Annotated in this window: 18 protein-coding genes and 1 pseudogene; 8 read left to right on the top strand and 11 right to left on the bottom strand. The window is 67.1% G+C overall.

What is annotated here, in order from left to right; all coding sequences use genetic code 11:
- Nucleotides 1-29: 29 nt before the first annotated feature.
- The 5 genes from AB0E63_RS21630 to AB0E63_RS21650 are packed head-to-tail and all read left to right on the top strand — an operon-like array spanning nt 30 to nt 3578.
- Complete coding sequence (locus AB0E63_RS21630) at nt 30-737, top strand: ArsR family transcriptional regulator (protein WP_360368852.1); 708 nt, start codon at nt 30-32, stop codon at nt 735-737.
- Nucleotides 734-1402: an arsenate reductase ArsC gene (locus AB0E63_RS21635; protein ID WP_360368855.1), complete on the top strand. Its 669-nt coding sequence runs from the start codon at nt 734-736 to the stop codon at nt 1400-1402. Before AB0E63_RS21630 ends, AB0E63_RS21635 begins: the two co-directional genes overlap by 4 nt.
- Nucleotides 1399-2148 carry an MIP/aquaporin family protein gene (locus AB0E63_RS21640; RefSeq protein ID WP_360368858.1) on the top strand — a complete coding sequence of 250 codons (750 nt, stop codon included), beginning with the start codon at nt 1399-1401 and terminating at the stop codon, nt 2146-2148. The genes AB0E63_RS21635 and AB0E63_RS21640 overlap by 4 nt, the downstream gene beginning before the upstream one ends.
- Nucleotides 2139-2546, top strand: coding sequence for an arsenate reductase ArsC (locus AB0E63_RS21645; protein ID WP_360369120.1), 408 nt, complete (start codon nt 2139-2141; stop codon nt 2544-2546). The genes AB0E63_RS21640 and AB0E63_RS21645 overlap by 10 nt, the downstream gene beginning before the upstream one ends.
- 54 nt (nt 2547-2600) lie before the next feature.
- A complete protein-coding gene (locus AB0E63_RS21650; protein ID WP_360368861.1) occupies nt 2601-3578 on the top strand; it encodes a metalloregulator ArsR/SmtB family transcription factor in 978 nt (325 codons plus the stop codon).
- Here AB0E63_RS21650 and AB0E63_RS21655 read toward each other — a convergent pair whose 3' ends face one another.
- From AB0E63_RS21655 to AB0E63_RS21670, 4 genes and pseudogenes are all read right to left on the bottom strand, one after another.
- Entirely contained in the window at nt 3579-4619 is a 1041-nt protein-coding gene (locus AB0E63_RS21655; RefSeq protein ID WP_360368864.1) for an ArsO family NAD(P)H-dependent flavin-containing monooxygenase, read from the bottom strand.
- A 19-nt stretch (nt 4620-4638) separates the two neighbouring features.
- A complete protein-coding gene (locus AB0E63_RS21660; RefSeq protein ID WP_360369129.1) occupies nt 4639-4824 on the bottom strand; it encodes a hypothetical protein in 186 nt (61 codons plus the stop codon).
- A gap of 31 nt (nt 4825-4855) precedes the next feature.
- Nucleotides 4856-4948: pseudogene (locus AB0E63_RS21665) on the bottom strand (arsenate reductase ArsC); the annotation flags it as partial.
- A 77-nt stretch (nt 4949-5025) separates the two neighbouring features.
- Nucleotides 5026-5373, bottom strand: coding sequence for a metalloregulator ArsR/SmtB family transcription factor (locus tag AB0E63_RS21670; RefSeq protein WP_360368867.1), 348 nt, complete (start codon nt 5371-5373; stop codon nt 5026-5028).
- 72 nt (nt 5374-5445) lie between these two features.
- Here AB0E63_RS21670 and AB0E63_RS21675 point away from each other — a divergent pair, with 72 nt between their 5' ends.
- Together AB0E63_RS21675 and AB0E63_RS21680 are read left to right on the top strand one after the other, a co-directional pair.
- Nucleotides 5446-6843, top strand: a complete 1398-nt coding sequence (locus AB0E63_RS21675; protein WP_360368870.1) for an FAD-dependent oxidoreductase — start codon at nt 5446-5448, stop codon at nt 6841-6843.
- The gene (locus AB0E63_RS21680) at nt 6843-8072 is read left to right on the top strand and encodes an MFS transporter (RefSeq protein ID WP_360368873.1); all 1230 of its coding nucleotides are present in this window, start codon (nt 6843-6845) and stop codon (nt 8070-8072) included. The genes AB0E63_RS21675 and AB0E63_RS21680 overlap by 1 nt, the downstream gene beginning before the upstream one ends.
- Here the strand turns inward: AB0E63_RS21680 and phoU are convergent.
- The 7 genes from phoU to AB0E63_RS21715 form a co-directional block, all read right to left on the bottom strand.
- Nucleotides 8044-8694: a phosphate signaling complex protein PhoU gene (phoU, locus tag AB0E63_RS21685; RefSeq protein WP_360368876.1), complete on the bottom strand. Its 651-nt coding sequence runs from the start codon at nt 8692-8694 to the stop codon at nt 8044-8046. The genes AB0E63_RS21680 and phoU overlap by 29 nt on opposite strands.
- A gap of 19 nt (nt 8695-8713) precedes the next feature.
- Nucleotides 8714-10069 carry an FAD-dependent oxidoreductase gene (locus AB0E63_RS21690; protein WP_360368879.1) on the bottom strand — a complete coding sequence of 452 codons (1356 nt, stop codon included), beginning with the start codon at nt 10067-10069 and terminating at the stop codon, nt 8714-8716.
- Nucleotides 10070-10147: 78 nt separating this feature from the next.
- Nucleotides 10148-10936, bottom strand: coding sequence for a response regulator transcription factor (locus tag AB0E63_RS21695; protein ID WP_360368882.1), 789 nt, complete (start codon nt 10934-10936; stop codon nt 10148-10150).
- A 5-nt stretch (nt 10937-10941) separates the two neighbouring features.
- Nucleotides 10942-11841, bottom strand: a complete 900-nt coding sequence (gene pstB, locus AB0E63_RS21700) for a phosphate ABC transporter ATP-binding protein PstB (RefSeq protein WP_360368885.1) — start codon at nt 11839-11841, stop codon at nt 10942-10944.
- A gap of 26 nt (nt 11842-11867) precedes the next feature.
- Nucleotides 11868-12764 (bottom strand): phosphate ABC transporter permease PstA, encoded by an 897-nt coding sequence (pstA, locus tag AB0E63_RS21705; RefSeq protein WP_360368888.1) that lies wholly within the window; start codon nt 12762-12764, stop codon nt 11868-11870.
- Nucleotides 12764-13750 (bottom strand): phosphate ABC transporter permease subunit PstC, encoded by a 987-nt coding sequence (gene pstC / locus AB0E63_RS21710; protein ID WP_360368891.1) that lies wholly within the window; start codon nt 13748-13750, stop codon nt 12764-12766. The genes pstA and pstC overlap by 1 nt, the downstream gene beginning before the upstream one ends.
- A complete protein-coding gene (locus AB0E63_RS21715; RefSeq protein WP_360368894.1) occupies nt 13747-14727 on the bottom strand; it encodes a PstS family phosphate ABC transporter substrate-binding protein in 981 nt (326 codons plus the stop codon). Before AB0E63_RS21715 ends, pstC begins: the two co-directional genes overlap by 4 nt.
- Nucleotides 14728-15028: 301 nt before the next feature.
- Here AB0E63_RS21715 and AB0E63_RS21720 point away from each other — a divergent pair, with 301 nt between their 5' ends.
- Nucleotides 15029-17140 carry a PhoX family phosphatase gene (locus tag AB0E63_RS21720; protein ID WP_360368897.1) on the top strand — a complete coding sequence of 704 codons (2112 nt, stop codon included), beginning with the start codon at nt 15029-15031 and terminating at the stop codon, nt 17138-17140.
- Nucleotides 17141-17248 lie beyond the last annotated feature (108 nt).

Raw genomic sequence — 17248 nt, forward strand, 5'->3', positions numbered from 1 at the left:
GCGAGATTCGATCAATGATCATTGAGTCAATGAACACTGAGCGGAAATCTCTGGCGGAGCGGGCGCGGGTGCATGCGGCGCTTGGGGATGCGGCGCGGCTCGCGATTGTGGATGCGTTGGTGGTGGGGGATGCGGCGCCGGGGGAGCTGGGGGCGTTGCTAGAGATGCCGACGAATCTGGTGGCGCATCATCTGAAGGTTCTGCAGGAGGCGGGGCTGGTGGTGCGGGGTCGGTCGGAGGGGGATCACCGGCGGACGTATGTGCGGTTGGTGCCGGAGACGTTGGCGATGGTGGCCAGCCCTTCGCTGAGCGAGGTGCAGCGGGTGGTGTTCGTGTGTACGCAGAACTCGGCGCGGTCGCAGTTGGCGGCGGCGATCTGGTCGCGGCGAAGTCATGTGCCGGCGGTGTCGGCGGGGACGCGGCCGGCGGAGCGGGTGCATCCGCGGGCGGTGAAGGTGGCGCGGCGGCGTGGGCTGGAGCCGGAGGCGTGGCGTACGGCGCAGGTGAGCGACGTGGTGAAACCGGATGACCTGGTGATCGCGGTGTGCGACATCGCGTATGAGCATCTGCCGGCCGACGCCCGGCCGCGGGTGCATTGGTCGGTGCCGGACCCGGCACCGGCGGACACGGACGCGGCTTTCGAGGCTGCGTACGACGAGATCGCCGGCCGGATCGATCGGTTGGCGCCGCTGGTTTCACAGAACAAGCTGAAACAGAGCAAGGGGACGAGATCATGACCGAAGTCGCTGGGTATCACCGTGAGGACTTGTCCATCGATCAGCAGCTTGCGTTGCGTACGGCGGCGTCCAAGTTGGGGGAGCAGTTCGCCGGAATCTACGGGCCGGAGACGATCGAGCGGTTCCTGCACTCCAGCTACGACCAGTTCGCCACTGGGAGCACGGTGCCGAACTTCCTGCCGCTGTTGGCCGAGCGCTTCGCACGACAGCGCTTGACGGCGCTCGCCCGGGTCGAGGGGCACCACAACGACGGTCGTCCGGTGGTGCTCTTCCTGTGCGTGCACAACGCGGGTCGCAGCCAGATGGCGCTCGGGTTCTTCGAGCATTTCGTGGGTGATCGCGCGATCGCGTGGTCGGGCGGTTCCGAGCCGGGCGTCGAGGTGAATCGTGCCGCGGTCGCGTCGATGGCCGAGCGCGGGATCGACATCTCGACCGAGTACCCGAAGCCATGGACGGACGAGGTGGTTCGGGCGGCGGATGTGGTCATCAGCATGGGGTGCGGCGACGCGTGCCCGATCTTTCCAGGCAAGCGGTACGAGGACTGGGTCCTCGACGATCCCTCAGGGCTCGAGGTCGCCGACATCCGGCCGATCCGCGACGAGATCGAGCGTCGGGTCCGCGAGTTGCTCGACGAACTCCAGGTACCTGCTGTGAGCGGCCGGTGAGCACCGCTCCACTCTGGCGACGTGCAGTTGCCGAAGGCATCGGCACCGGTCTGCTGGTCACCGTCGTCATCGGTTCGGGGATCGCGGCCGCGAAACTGTCGGCCAACGACGTCGGACTCCAGTTGCTGGAAAACGCGTTCGCGACCGCGCTCGGACTCGCCGTACTCATCCTGATGGTCGGACCGGTGTCCGGCGCACACTTCAACCCGGTGGTCTCGGCCGTGGACTGGTGGCTCGGCCGACCTGCCGGCAGCGGTCTGACGTCGCGTGACCTCGGTGCCTACATTCCGGCACAGGTCGTCGGCGCGGTGCTCGGCGCCGTGCTCGCGAATCTGATGTACGGCGAATCCGCCGTGTCCTGGTCGACAACAGAACGTAGTGCTGGGCATCTGTGGCTCGGCGAGGTGGTCGCGACGGCCGGCCTGATCGTTCTGATCTTCGCGCTCGCCGCATCCGGCCGGGCTGCGATCGCCCCGGTCGCGGTCGGTGCGTACATCGGATCGGCGTACTGGTTCACCTCGTCGACGTCGTTCGCCAATCCGGCGGTCACGATCGGGCGAGCGTTCAGCGATACCTTCGCCGGGATCGCGCCGGCCTCCCTGCTCGGCTTCGTGATTGCGCAAATCGTCGGCGCTACTGTCGGAGTGGGTCTCTTGGCCCTGCTGTACCCGAGAGCTGGACGAGCCGCGGACGAAGTCGTCACGCCACACACTGACACCCCTGCGAGTACTGGAGCATCCACGTGAGCAAGCCAAGTGTTCTGTTCGTCTGTGTCCACAACGCCGGCCGGTCCCAGATGGCCGCGGGCTGGTTGCGGCATCTGGCGGGCGACACGGTCGAGGTCCGGTCGGCCGGATCGGCACCGCGCGACCAGATCAACCCGGTCGCGGTCGAGGCGATGCGTGAGGTCGGCATCGATATCACTGACGCCATCCCGCAGCGCTTGGAGACCGAGACCGTCCGTGAGAGCGACGTCATCGTCACCATGGGTTGCGGCGACGCATGTCCGATCTTCCCCGGCAAGCGGTACGAGGACTGGGAGCTCACCGACCCAGCCGGGCAGCCGATCGAGGTCGTCCGCCAGGTTCGCGACGAGATCCGTGACCGGGTCGACAAGCTCGTGGTCGAATTGCGGGCCGCCTGAAGCATGCGGGTCTGGTCCGTTGACCGCCATATAGACGACTGTGAATATAGGCGCATGGCGAATCCGCTACGACGGCACTCACCGGGTGTGCTGCTGTCCCGGGAAGATGCCGAACGACGTGCGGCTCAGCTGAGTGCGGTCGCGGACCCGACCCGGTTGCGATTGATGAGTCTGATCCTCACTCATCCGGCGGGCGAGGTGAGTCCGGGGCAGCTGGCTGACGCGTTCGGTGAGTCGCAGACGACGATCTGCCACCATCTGCGGATTCTTCGCGAAGCGGATCTGCTGACGAAGGAACGGCGGCAGTCGGTCAGCTACTACCGGCCGACGCATCACGCGCTTGAGCAACTGGCCACGCTGCTCGGCGTCGAGGTGCCGCCGGAGCCAGGGCGAGAGGTGGCCACGTTCGACCCGTCGGCCGCGGTCGTCGACCGGCAGCTCGAGCTGATCTCGGGTCAGCTGGCGACCCGGTTCGCTGGGGTCTTCTCGCCGGAGACGGTACGGCGTTACGTGCACGAGAGTTATGACATGCTGGCCGCGCGATCCAGAGTGCGGCGGTTCCTTCCGTCTCTCACCGCGAGTTTCGCGACGGAGCGGCTGACGGCGCTCGCGAAGGCCGAGGGCAAGGCAAGCGGCTACGGGTCGGAAGTCCTGTTCGTGTGTGTCCGCAACGCCGGCCGGTCGCAGATCGCTGCCGGATTCCTGCACCAGCTCGCCGGCGACCGGGTTCTGGTGCGATCCGCCGGATCATTGCCGGTGGCAATCGTCGACGCGAATGTGGTCACCGCGATGGACGAGGTCGGGGTGTACCTCGGTGGGGCCTACCCGAAGCCACTGTCCGACGAGATTGTCAGGGCGGCTGACGTGGTCGTCACGATGGGCTGCGGTGACGCCTGCCCGGTCTACCCCGGCAAGCGTTACCTCGACTGGCCGATCGATGATCCCGAGGGGCACCCGCTCCCGGTCGTACGACGGATCCGGGACGAGATCCATCAGCAGGTCAAGGAACTCGTGGATGAGCTGTTCGCGTGATCAGATGTGGGTGACCAGCTCGCGCGCGGTGCGGCCGGCGCCGATCAAGGTCGCGGAGGCCGGACCGGTCCAGTCGCCGTACCCGATCAGGTGCAGGCGGGGTTCCTTGATCGCCGCGGTGCCGTCGGTCGGGATGAGTCCGTCGGGCCCCCGCAGGCCGAGCCCCGTGAGGTGACCGAGCGCGGGCCGGAAGCCCGTGCACCAGATGATCGCGTCGAACGGGGCTTCGCTGCTGTCGTGCCATCGGACTCCGTGGTCGACGAGGCGGGCGAACGGCTCGCGAGCATGCAATACGTCCCGGTCGCGGGCGGCGCGGACACTCTCGACCATCACGATGTCACCGAGTCCGCCGACCCCGCCGCTATCGGGTTCACCGGCCTGACGGGCTCTGTTTCGCTGAGTCGCGATCTCGAACAGAGCTCGCCCGTCGACGTTGTCGGGCAGGAACCGCGGCGGCCGGAGCGTCACCCAGGTGGTCTCGGCAACTGCCGAAACCTCGGCGAGGATCTGTGCTGCCGAGTTGCCGCCGCCAACGATCAGCACCCGCTCGCCGGCGAAGTCCGAGGCCTGCCGGTAGTCCGCGGTGTGCAACTGCCGGCCGGCGAACCTGCCCGGGTACGTCGGGACGAACGGCCTGGACCACGTCCCCGTTGCAGAGACCACGTGCTCTGCCAGCCAACCGCCACGATCGCTGTGCATCTCGAGCAGCCCGCCAACGCCTCGCGTGACCGACTGCACCGACACAGAACGTCGTACGGCGAGCTCGTAACGCTGCTCGTAGCGAGTGAGGTAGTCAACCACGTGAGCTGCCGGCGGGTAACCACTGTCGCCGGTCCACGGCGGCATCATCCAGCCGGGCAGGGACGAGTACTGGGTGGGGGAGAAAGTCCGCAGCGTCGGCCACATCCTGGCCCAGGCGCCGCCCGGCAGATCTGCGGCGTCGAGGATCACGAAGTCCTCGCCCGGCGCGAGTCCGGACCGGCGCAGGTAGAACCCGGTCGCCAGACCGGCCTGGCCTCCGCCGATCACCACGATGCGCATTTCACGCCGCGGAGTCATCTCAGCCGGCCGGCACCAACTCGGCGACGAGTGCGCGGACGCGGGCGTCGATCTCGTCGCGGATCCGGCGTACGACGTCTTCCGGCTGGTCTGCCGGGTCGTCGATGGCCCAGTCGTAGTACCGCTTGCCGGGAAGCACCGGGCAGGCGTCGCCGCAGCCCAAGGTGATGACCACGTCGGCACTCACGGACGTAACGGTCGATGGTCTCGAGGCCGAAGACGCCGGCGAAGCGTTCGGAAAGCCGTTCGGCGGCGCGGGTCAGGACGGTGTCGACATCGAGCAGTGCGAGGTCTTCTGCGGACGTGGGCATGGCGAACTCCTGGTTCGTCGGTTGCTTAAGGCCCTAGATTGAAGGATGTCGATGAGCAGTCGATGACGTGTCGCTGATCAGACAGCGGTCGGAGTCGACAGCAGACTGGAGAGCCATGCCAGGCGTTCGGGCAGCGGCCAGTAGTAGACCCAGGTGCCGCGCCGCTCGCAGTCGACCAGCCCGGCCTCGCGGAGAACCTTGAGGTGATGGGAGATCGTCGGCCCGCTGACCTCGAAGTTGGGCGTGATGTCGCAGACGCACACCTCGTCGCCGGCCGAGGCGATGATCGACATCAGCCGGAGCCGGATCGGGTCGGACAGAGCCTTGAAGACCGCTGCGCCGTCCGCAGCCTGGGCCGGGTCCAGCGCTGCCTCGGAGATCGGCGTGCAGCAGGTGTTGAGTACGGCGAGCTCCTGTTTAGGCATGTGTCTATCTTGACTCTTGTCGAATCAGGAGGCAAGCTTCGTGATTAGATAAACATCTAGACAGCACGGAGGATGATCGTGACACAGCCGGTGGTAGTCATCGGAGCAGGTCCGGTGGGTCTGGCCGCAGCGGCGCACCTGGCCGAGCGTGGCCTGGAGTTCCTGGTCCTCGAGTCCGGGTCGAGTGTGGGCGCGGCGATCGACGAGTGGCGGCACGTGAAGCTGTTCAGCCCGTGGCGCTACGACATCGACGGGGCGGCTCGCCGTCTGCTCGAAACGTCGGAATGGATCGAGCCCAACCTGGACGAGTTGCCGACCGGTGGCGACCTGATCGACGACTACCTGGCGCCGCTCGCAAAGACGCCCAAGCTTGCGGACCGGATCCGGTACGGCGCCGACGTGACCGCGGTGACCCGGGTGGGGTTCGACCGTATCCGCACGGCTGGACGCGAGGAGGCACCCTTCCTGGTGCGCCTGGCCGACGGCGAGGAGGTGCTTGCCTCCGCAGTGATCGACGCGGCAGGGACCTGGCGCCGCCCGAACGTCCTCGGCGGCTCCGGTATCCCGGCGCGTGGGGAGAGCGACGTCGCCGAGGGGATCTCACGGGCCCTGCCGGATGTCTTCGGGCGTGACCGTGAGCGGTTCGCGGGCCGTCGTACCGCGGTTGTCGGCGCCGGTCACTCGGCGGCCACGACTCTGCTCGAGCTCGGCGAGTTGTGTGAGCACGAGCCGGGCACCGAGGTTCTCTGGGTGGTTCGGGGCGCGGACCAGGCCCGGACCTATGGTGGCGGAGACGCCGACGAGCTTCCTGCTCGTGGTGCGCTCGGTGCGCGGCTGAAGAGGTTGGTGCAGTCGGGTCGCGTCGAGCTGGTGAGCAGCTTCCGGATCGAGTCCGTGGCTCGTTCGGCGGATGGCCGGGTGGAGCTGACCGCGGGGGACCGGCAGGTGGTCGTGGACACGGTGGTGAACTCGACCGGCTTCCGTCCTGACCATGACATGGTCGGCGAGCTGCGTCTGGACCTGGACCCGATTCTGGGCTCGACGCGTGCGCTGGCGCCGTTGATCGACCCCAACCAGCACTCGTGTGGGACCGTCCCACCGCATGGCGTCGACGAGCTCCAGCACCCCGAGCCGGGCTACTACGCGGTCGGCGCGAAGTCCTACGGTCGCGCACCGACGTTCCTGCTGGCAACCGGTTACGAGCAGGCCCGCTCGGTGGTTGCGGCGCTCGCTGGCGATTGGGAGGCTGCTCGCGACGTGCAGCTGAACCTGCCCGAGACTGGCGTCTGCTCGTCGAATCTCGCGTATGGCGACTCCGCCGACGAGGCGGCCGGCGGCTGCTGTGGTCCGGCTCCGCAAGCGGTCACAATCGAGGCGCCCGTCGGTCGCGGTCTGGCGACCGGGATCAGTGGCGGACTGCTCACGGTGATCGACGCTGCGCCGAGCACTCAGTCGAGCTGCTGCAACTGATGGCGCTCAGTCCAGGTCTGGCCGAGGAGCGAACCGCCAGACCTGGACGGCGGCGCTTGGTGGGAGCGCTCGCGGTTACCCAGACCGTCGGGTACGGCGTCCTGTACTACGCCTTCAGCGTGGTCGTCGGTCCGATGAGCCGGGATCTCCGTGTCTCCACCGCGACGGCTGCGGGTGCGCTCACCGCGGCCGTCCTGGTGACAGGCGCACTGTCGATCCCGGTCGGCCGCTGGCTGGATACTCGTGGCGGCCACGGACTCATGACCGCCGGATCCGTGCTCGGTTCGGCTGCGGTGCTCGCCTGGTCTCAGGTGCAGTCCGCTGCCGGACTGTACGTGGTTTTCGTGGTGATCGGCGCGGCGTCGGCGATGGTGCTGTATGAGCCTGCCTTCGCCGTGGTGGTGGCGGTCACCGATCCGGCGCGGCGGGCGAAGGCGCTGCTCAGTATCACCTTGGTTGCAGGCTTCGCGAGTTCCATCTTCATCCCGCTGACCGGGCAATTGGTTGCAAGGCTGGAGTGGCGCCACACCCTAGTCGTCTTGGCGGTGATGCTCGCAGCAGTGACGGTGCCGCTGCATGGCCTGGCGCTGCGGCGTACGGCGTCTCCCGGAGATCGGGTAGATCGGCATCGGCACCACCCGCCAAGCCAGGTGCTGCGCGACTCCGGGTTCTGGTTGCTTGCCGCGACCTTCGTCTTGCACGGTGCCGCGCTGGCGGTGATCGCCGTCCACCTGGTGTTGTACCTGATCAGCCTCGGCCACTCGTCCGCGCTGGCCGCCACTCTGGCCGGACTCCTGGGCCTGCTGTCGGTGACCGGGCGGGTCGTGACCACGGTCGCGACGCGATGGTTGCCGATGGCCTCCATCGCCGCTGTGATCTTCGTTGTGCAGGGCGCGGCGATGTCGCTGCTGCCGGTTGTCGGGCGCCATGTTGCCGGGGCGATCGCTTGCCTGATCTTGTTCGGCCTCGGGTTCGGTGTCGCGTCGATCGCGACGCCGGCGATCCTGCTCGACCGCTACGGCGCCACCGGGTACGGCACGATCGCGGGCATGCTTGCTGCTCCGGTCCTGGTCGCTCGGGCGTCCGCGCCGCTCGGCGGAGCCGTGCTGGCGGCAACCGTTGGCTACCGCTCCCTGATCCTCATGGTCGCCGCTGCCTGCGTGATGGCCGGAGGGTTCCTCGCGCTGGGCAGCCGCGTGTCTACTGAGCGAGCGGCATCTCCCCGGTGACCAGGAAGATGATGCTTCGCGCCATCGAGACGGCGTGGTCGGCGATGCGCTCGTAGTAGCGGCCGAGGAGGGCGATGTCGACAGCGACCTCGACCCCGTGGGGCCAGGAGGGGGCCATCATCAAACGGAACTGGTTGCTGCGCAGCCTGTCCATCTCGTCATCGTCCGACGCGATCTGCTGGGCGGCCGAGACATCGCGGCTGTTGATGACGTTGCCGGCCTGGTCGACCAACCGCTGGGCAACCCGGCCCATGTCCTCGATGAGGCTTTCGAGCTCGACTGGGATGGCCGGCAACGGGTACCTCAGGCGGGCGATCTTCGCGACGTGGGCGGCGAGGTCGCCCATTCGCTCGAGGTCGGCGACCATCCGCAGCGCGGCGACCAGCATCCGGAGTTCGTCGGCGACCGGGGCCTGGCGGGCGATCAGCTCGAAGATCTTCTCCTCGACCATCTCACCGGTGGCATCGAGCTGGGAGTCGGCGGCGATCACCTCTTCGGCGGTGCCGAGGTCGGCGGTCAGCAGCGCGGCGGTCGAGCGGCGTACGGCGGTCGAGACCGTCCGGGTCATACGTTCGAGCTCGGGGAGGATGTCGTCGAGCTGCTCGTGGTAGATCTTGCGCATACCTGCCTCCGGTGACCGGTTACCGCGCTGCGAGCCAGCTCTGCGCGGCGAGTTGGATGGCGTCCCAAGGGCTTCCGAGGGGCGGCGTGTAGGAAAGGTCGAGATCGAGGATCTGCTCGACGGCCAGTCCGTTCTGCACTGCGACGGCGTACGTGTCGACACGTTTGGCGATCTCGGCGCCGTGGGTTCCGACCAGCTCGGCGCCGAGCAGTCGGCCGGTGGACTGGTCGCCGGTCAGGCGGATCTGGATCGGGGTTGCGCCGGGGTAGTAGCGCTTGTGGTCGTCCGCGGTGCTCTGCACCGTCAGGGGTGTGTAGCCGGCCACGGTCGCCTCGATGTCCCGAAGCCCGGTCGCCGCTACGACGCGGTCGAAGACGCGGACAACCTGGGTGCCGACGATCCCGGCAAACTCCTTCTGCCCGCCGGCCGCGTTCTCGCCGGCGACGCGTCCTTGCTTATGAGCTGTGGTCCCCAACGGAACGTAGGTCGGTTCGGTCAGCAGCGCATGGTGGGTGTGGACGCAGTCACCGGCGGCCCAGATGTCCGGGACGCTGGTCCGCATGTGCCGGTCGACGACGATCGCACCGTGCGCGTTCAGCTGCACACCTGTCGCCGCGGCCAATTCGCTGTTCGGAGTGACACCACTGACGACGAGCACCGCATCGGCACTCCACTTGCCATCACCGGCGACCACAGCCAGCCCGGCGCCGTCACGCCGTACCTCGGTCACGGTCGTACCGCAGCGCACTTCGACCCCGTGGGCCTCGAGCTCGGCGGTGATCTCGTCGGCGAGCTGCTGATCGAGAGTGCGGGGGAGAACGCCGTCGAGGCGCTCCAGGACGGTGACGCCGATGCCGCGGTTGGTGAGGGCCTCGGCCATCTCGATTCCGATGTAGCCGGCGCCGATGATCACGACCTGCCGGGCGTCACGCTGCCGGAGGTCCTCATCCAACCCTCGCGCCTCGTCCATGGTGTGCAGCAGGTGTACACCGTCGGCCGGCCCGAGGTGGTCGAGGCCGCCGATGGGCGGGCGGACTGGTTCCGCGCCGGTGCCGATCACGAGGCGGTCGTACTCGAACTCGACCTGGCCATCGGTGGTGGACGCGGTGACGCTCTTGGTGGTCGGATCGACCGCCGTCACGGTGTGGTTGATGCGTACGTCGATCCCGGTCGCCTCGATGTCGGCCGCCGTACGGTGAGCGAGGTTGCGCCAGTCGGCTACCTCGCCGGACAGGTGGTAGGGGATGCCACAGATGGAGAAATTCGGGTAGGAGTCGGCGACCAGCATCGTCACCGTGCTGTCCGGGGCGTACTCGCGCGCCCGCAGGGACGCGCTGATCCCCGCATCGGAACCGCCCACCACCAGAATCCTCATCGTCCAGCTCTCCTCGTCCGCAGCCGACTTTGCCTCAGGCAAGCAAACCACGGCGAAGCGTGGCCGCCTGCCGCGCCATCATTGGGCGAACTCCTGGCCGACAGCAGGTGCCTTCGGCGGCACCTTGAACTGGTAGCCGACGCCGCGGATCACCTTGATCCACTGTGGGTCCTGCTCGTCGTAGCAGAGCCGTTTGCGCAGCCGCATCATGTGGACGTTGAGGGTGTTGCTGCGGACTGTGACACCCCTGCCCCAGACGGCGTCCAGAAGTTCCTGCCGCGTCACCAATTCGCCGGGTCGCTCGGCGAAGAAGCGCAGCAGCAGGAACTCCATGTGGGGCAGTTCGATCTGGTGTCCATCGAGCCACATCTGCGGTACGGCGCCGTCGACGCGGAGGCGACCGAGGTCCAGGACCATCGGCCGCAGATCGACCTGGTTCGGGACCGGGGCGAGCGAGTTGATCAGCGCCAGCAACTCGCGTACCCGGTACGGGCGCGGCACGACGGCACTGGCGCCCGCGTCGCTGGCCCGGCTGGTGAACTCACTGCGGCCCGAGTCCGCACCGACCACGATCGGCTGCTGAGGGTCGTCGGCCCGCACGATGGTGAGGAACTCGATCGGATCGAGCCGTCCCCCGCAGGGACCGAGGAGGACGACATCCGGGCAGAGTCTGCCGACATGGAGGAGCGCTTCCGCGGCATCGGCGCAGACGTGGATGTCGAACGGCTGTCCGGCTGCGGCGGCAAGCAGCTTGTCCACGTCGTCACCGTGGTCGATGACCAGCAAAGAGATGCGCAACTTCCGGTGGTTGAGCCGGCGGCGCGCGCGGAGGTCTGCCGTCGGCGGGTTCATCATCGGGGCGGTCATGGCGGTCACCCAAACCGGCCGGTGATGTAGGCCTCGGTGCGTTTGTCGGACGGGTTGCCGAAGATCTTGCTGGTGTTGTCGAACTCCACCAACCGACCGGTCCGCTGGCCGTGCTCGTCCGCCGCGGCGGTGAAGAAGGCCGTGCGGTGCGAAACCCGTGCCGCCTGCTGCATGTTGTGGGTGACGATGATGATCGTGTAGGTCTTGGCGAGCTCGACCATGAGGTCCTCGATCTTCGCCGTGGCGATCGGGTCGAGGGCCGAGCACGGCTCGTCCATCAGGATCACCTCCGGGCTGGTGGCGATCGTGCGGGCGATGCACAGCCGCTGTTGCTGGCCGCCGGACAGGCCGTAGGCACTCTGCTTGAGCTTGTCCTTCACCTCGTCCCACAGCGCGGCGCCGTGCAGGGCCTTCTCGACGACCTCGTCCATGTTGTCCGGCTTCATACCGGTGACGCGCGGTCCGTAGGCGACGTTGTCGTAGATCGACTTGGGGAACGGGTTCGGCTTCTGGAACACCATGCCGATTCGGCGCCGTACCTCGATCACGTCGACGCTCGGGTCGTACATGTCCATGCCGTGGAACGTCACCTTACCCATCACGTGGGCGCCGGGGACGAGGTCGTTCATCCGGTTGAGGCAGCGGAGCACCGTGGACTTGCCGCAGCCGGACGGACCGATCAGGGCGGTGATCTCCTTGCTGCCGAAGATCATGTCGACGCCCGAGACGGCGAGGAACTTCTCGTAGAACACCTCGAGATCGCGCAGTTCGATCACACCGTCGGGCTCGGCCGACGGCACGCGGTGGTTCGTCCGGTCGCCGAGTTCGACATGGATCTCGTGTGGTGCGCCGGGCGCTCCGTGCGTCTCGGGAACGGTGGCGAGATCTGGTTCGACGTTCGTCATGGGCTGGTCTCCCGGGGTGGTCATGGTCACCAGCGACGCTGGTAGCGGTTGCGCAGCCAGATCGCGACGGCGTTCATGGCCAGCAGGACGAAGATGAGCAGCAGGATCGCGGCGTACGCGAGGTCGCGGAACGCGTCGCGGTCCTGTGGGACGAGGTTGTAGATCTGCACCGGGAGCGTCGTGTACTTCGACAGCACGCCGTCCGGGTTGAAGGTGACGAACGTCGTCGCGCCGACCAGGATCAGCGGTGCGGCCTCGCCGATTGCCCGCGACATCGCCAGGATCGAGCCGGTGGCGATCCCGGGCACGGCGGCGGGCAGCACCTGCTTCCAGGTCGTTTGCCACTCGGTCGCGCCGAGTGCGAGGGAGCCGTCGCGGATCTCACGCGGCACGGCGCGCATCGCTTCCCTGGTCGTGATGATGATGACGGGGAGAATCAGCAGCGCGAGCGCGATGCCGCCGGCCATCACGACGGCGCCGATCGACAGTGGGCCGCGGACGACGAACCCGAGGGTGAGGATGCCGTAGATGACCGCGGGGACGGCCGCAAGATTCTGGATGTTGAGCTCGATCGCGCGGTTCCACCACTTCTCGCGGTTCGCGTACTCCTCCAGGTAGACGGCGGCGGCGATGCCGAGCGGCAGTGCGATCAGGGCAGTCATCGCGCCGACCCACAAGGTGCCAAGAAGTGCGGATTGCACGCCGGCGGTCTGGGGCCTGATCTTCGACGGCTGGTTGCCGATCAGGTTCCCGTCGAGGCGGGCCAGCCCTTTCTGAATGATCACGGCAAGGACGAAGAAGAGGAACACGCAGATCAGTGCCAGGCACAGCCAGAGGACGGCTGCGAACACCGCTGAGGCGATGCCGTCCCGACGCCGCCCGCGGGTGAGTGTGGCGGCTCGGTTCGCGGTTGCTGTGGTCATCAGTAGGCCTGCCTGTACTTGCGCACCAAACGGATGCTGGCCAGGTTGATCAGGAACGTGATGGCGAAGAGCAGGGCGCCCACGGCGAACAGCGAGTAGTAGACCGGCGAGCCCTGCGGTGCGTCGCCGCTGGCGACCTGAGCGATGAAGCCGGTCATGGTCTGGGCGCCTTCCCGCGGATCGAAGGTCAGCTGTGCCCGGCTGCCGGCGGCGATGGTGACGATCATCGTCTCCCCGACCGCGCGGGAGAACCCGAGCACGATCGCCGCGACGATCCCGGACAAGGCGGCCGGGAACACCACCCGCAGCGTCGTCTTCATCCGGTTGGCACCGAGTGCGTACGACCCTTGCCGCAGAGCCAGCGGTACGGCGGACATCGCGTCTTCACCCAGTGACGCGATGGTCGGGACGATCATGAATCCCATCACGATGCCGGGGGAGAGCATGTTCTGAATGGTGTCGAACTTCACGAGGTGACCCAGGATCGGCGTGACGATCGTCAGCGCGAGGAAGCCGTAGACGACGGTCGGGATGCCGGCCAGCACCTCGAGCACAGGCTTGAGCACCTTGCGGACTCGCTCGGAGGCGTACTCGCTGAGGTAGATCGCTGCGCCGAGCCCGAGCGGTACGGCGACGACCAGGGCGATCAGCGTCACGACCAAGGTGGCGACGACCAGTGGCAAGACGCCCCATGCCTTGTCGGTCCAGCTGAACTTGTCGCCGAAGCCGCCGGTCCACTCGGTGCCGGTCAGAAAGCTGCCGAGGCTGACATGGGTGAAGAACGTCACGGTGGGTGCGAGGAGCGACACCACGATGCCGATGGTCACGGCGACCGACAACCAGGCCGCGGCGATGAGAGCCGCCTTGATGACCCGCTCGCCGACGCGCGAGCTCTGCCGGCGCAGATCGATCGCGGGTCCACGCCAGGCCGGCGGCCGATCGCTCCTGTTGGAGCGATCGCCCGCCGTCTCTGCCGTGGCGCTCACTGACCGGCCTTGGCCTTGAGGTCGTCCAGTTCGGTCTTCGCCTTCGACTTTTGCGGGTCCGTCAGCGGGATGAACTTGGCCGCCTCGACGATCTCCTGGTTCTTCTCCAGGTAGAACTCGACGAACTTCTCTACCTGGGCCTTCTTCAGCGCGGCGGACGACGGGTAGATGAACAACGGCCTGGACAGCGGCGCGTAGCTACCGTCCTGCGCTGCCTCGACCGACGGGCCCACGCAACCCTTGCCGCCGTCGATCTTGACCGCCTTCAGCTTGTCCTGGTTCTCCTCGAAGTACGAGTAACCGAAGTACCCGAGTGCGCCCTTGGCGCCGGCAACTCCCTGAACGGTGACGTTGTCGTCCTCGCTCGGGTTGTAGTCGGTCCGGCTGTCGCCTTCTTTGCCGTTGATGGCGCCGGTGAAGTAGTCGAAGGTGCCCGAGTCCGAACCCGCGCCGTACAGCGGAAGCGGTTCCTTGGGGAACTTGGGGTCGACCTGGTCCCAGGTCTTCACCTGCGACTTCGGCTCCCACATCTTCTTCAGTTGGGCGACGGTGAGGCAGTCGACCCAGTCGTTGTCCTTGTTCACGACGACGGTCAAGGCGTCGTTGGCGACCTGCAGCTCGGAGAAGGTGATGCCCTTGGCGTCACACAGCTTCTTCTCCTCGGGCTTGATCGGCCGGGACGCATCGGAGATGTCGGTTTCACCGGCGCAGAACTTCTTGAACCCACCCCCCGTGCCGGAGGTACCGACGGCTACGTCGACGCCTTTCTGCTCCTCCTTGAACAGCTCACCCGCGGCCGCGGTGAGCGGCTCGACGGTGCTGGAGCCGTCGGCGACCACCTGGCCGGACAGCGCCGTACCGCTCCCGCTCGAGCTGGACGGCGAGTCGTTGTTGTTGCCGCCGCACGCGGACAACGCCAGTACGGCGGCCGCGGAGACGGCGAGGTAACGCATGTACTTGACCGGGCGGATGACCACCGGGCACCCCTCCTGAGTTGGGCCCCGTCAGACCGGGGCATCACGAGCTGTCACGCGTTCACGCAACAACTAAATCGAAGAAGTTCGATGTAAACGCCAGGTGAACGGATGGTGATCAGTTCACCTCATATAGACGAATGTCGATGTATGGGATCCGGGTCGTGATCGCCCGCGTTCGCTGCGTGGCGCGGCGTGGTCCGTTCACTTGATGGCCACCGATTGGTCACCGGTAACTACATAGATGAACGACTATGCGGTTGTTAGCGTCGCCGCGACTGCTTCAATCTCGAGGAGGGGACGCATGACGCTCGCTGACGAGCCGCGCCGGCTGCTGCCGCTGGCTGACGGACATGGTGGCCGCAGTTCTATGACTTGTCTCTACCGGTGCGGGAATGCCTGCGCAAACCCGGCGCCGAACACCTCCGGCAACACCTACCTCGGTGACGCCGTGAAGACGGAGGTGTCCCGCCGGGGCATCTTCAAGGCCGGCGCCGTGAGTGCGCTGGTGATCGGCGCGGGCGCGGCAGGCGCCGTGCCCGCGGCTGCCGTCCCAGCCGGTGCTTCCGGCGCACTTTCGGTGGAAGGCGGCCCATCCGGCGCCGGGCTGACCTTCAAGGCGATCCCGCCGAACACGCTCGACACCGTGATCGTCCCGAACGGGTACGACGAGCATGTGCTGATCCGCTGGGGTGACCCGATCCTGCCTGGAGCACCGGCGTTCGACGTCGATCGGCAGAGCCCCGGGGCCCAGGCGGGTCAGTTCGGCTACAACAACGACATCCTGGTCGTGGTGCCGCTCGACCGTCGATTCAGCCGGGGACTCCTGGTCGTCAACCATGAGTACACCAACGAAGAGTTGATGTTCCGTGGCTACGCAGGGGGAGCCACGGCCACAGCGGAGCAGATGCGCATCGCGCTGGCCGCGCACGGCATGAGCGTCGTCGAGGTCGAGCGGGTCGGGCACACCGGCGAGTGGCGCGTCGTCACGCACGGCCGGCGCAGCTACAACCGCCGGCTGACCGGCTCCACGCCGATGGAGTTCACCGGCCCGGCGGCCGGGTCGCCGTTGCTGCGTACGGCTGCCGACCCAGGCGGCGTACGGGTTCTCGGCTCACTGAACAACTGCTCGGGTGGATTGACGCCGTGGGGAACGGTGTTGTCCGGCGAGGAGAACTTCAACCAGTACTTCGTCGGCGCTGACGGTGCACCCGCTGACGCCAAGCCGGCGCTTGCCCGGTACGGCATCGACATCACCAAGCGCTACCCGTCGGGAAGCCGCTACTGGGACAAGGCGGACTCGCGCTTCGACGTGTCGAAGAATCCTCATGAGCCCAACCGGTTCGGCTGGATCCTCGAGGTCGATCCGTACGACAAGCACTCGGCGCCGCGCAAGCACACCGCTCTCGGACGCTTCAAGCACGAGGGTGCGGCCGTCGTCGTCGCGAAGACTGGTCAGGTGGTCGCTTACATGGGCGACGACGAGCGCTTCGACTACATGTACAAGTTCGTCTCCGACCGCAAGCTCCGGACCGGGAACTCGAAGGCGGATCGGGAGAGCAATCGTCGCCTGCTGGAGTCGGGCAGTCTGTACGTCGCCAAGCTCGGCTTCACCAGCGCCGCAGAGATCGACGGGACCGGCAAGCTGCCGAGCGACGGTGCCTTCAACGGGACCGGCACCTGGATCCCGCTGACGCGCGACGGCAACTCCATGGTGGCCGGCATGGCGATCGACGAGGTGCTGGTACATACCCGACTCGCCGCTGACAAGGCCGGCGCTACCAAGATGGACCGGCCCGAGGACATCGAGGTCAGCAAGCTGACCGGCAAGATCTACGTTGCGCTGACCAACAACAGCAACCGCGGCGCCGCCGGCCAGGCCGCGGCGGACGAGGCCAACCCGCGCAACAGCAACAAACACGGGCAGATCTTGGAGATCGTCGAGGACAGCGGGAACCATGCCGGCGAGACGTTCGTCTGGTCACTGCCGATCGTGTGCGGTGACCCGGCCGATCCCTCGACGTACTTCGCCGGCTACGACAAGACGAAGGTCTCGCCGATCTCCTGCCCGGACAATCTCGACTTCGATGCCCACGGCAACCTGTGGATCTCTACCGACGGCAATGCGCTGGCGGACCACGCCGGGACCAACTTCAACGACGGCCTGTTCGCGGTTGCGGTCGAAGGACCGGAACGGGGTAAGGCGAAGCAGTTCCTGTCGGTTCCGCGTGGCGCCGAGCAGGCTTCGGCGTACGTCGTACCGGACAACAAATCGGTTGTCGTGTCGGTGCAGCACCCCGGCGAAATCACCGACGCTTCGGTGGACAAGCCGGCCAGTACCTGGCCTGACGGCGACTTCGCGCGACCGGCAGTGATCGTCACCTGGCGACCGGACGGCGGCGAGATCGGCGCCTGAGCGGTGGCAATGGACCGGCCGCCTGCTGTCGGGGCGGCCGGTTCGGTTCCTCAGTGTGTCTGGTGGATGAACATATTCGCCGCCGATACGTTTTCCACGCAGGTGGCG

Source organism: Kribbella sp. NPDC026596 (assembly GCF_040638415.1).
In the GTDB taxonomy this organism is placed as follows: Bacteria; Actinomycetota; Actinomycetes; order Propionibacteriales; family Kribbellaceae; genus Kribbella.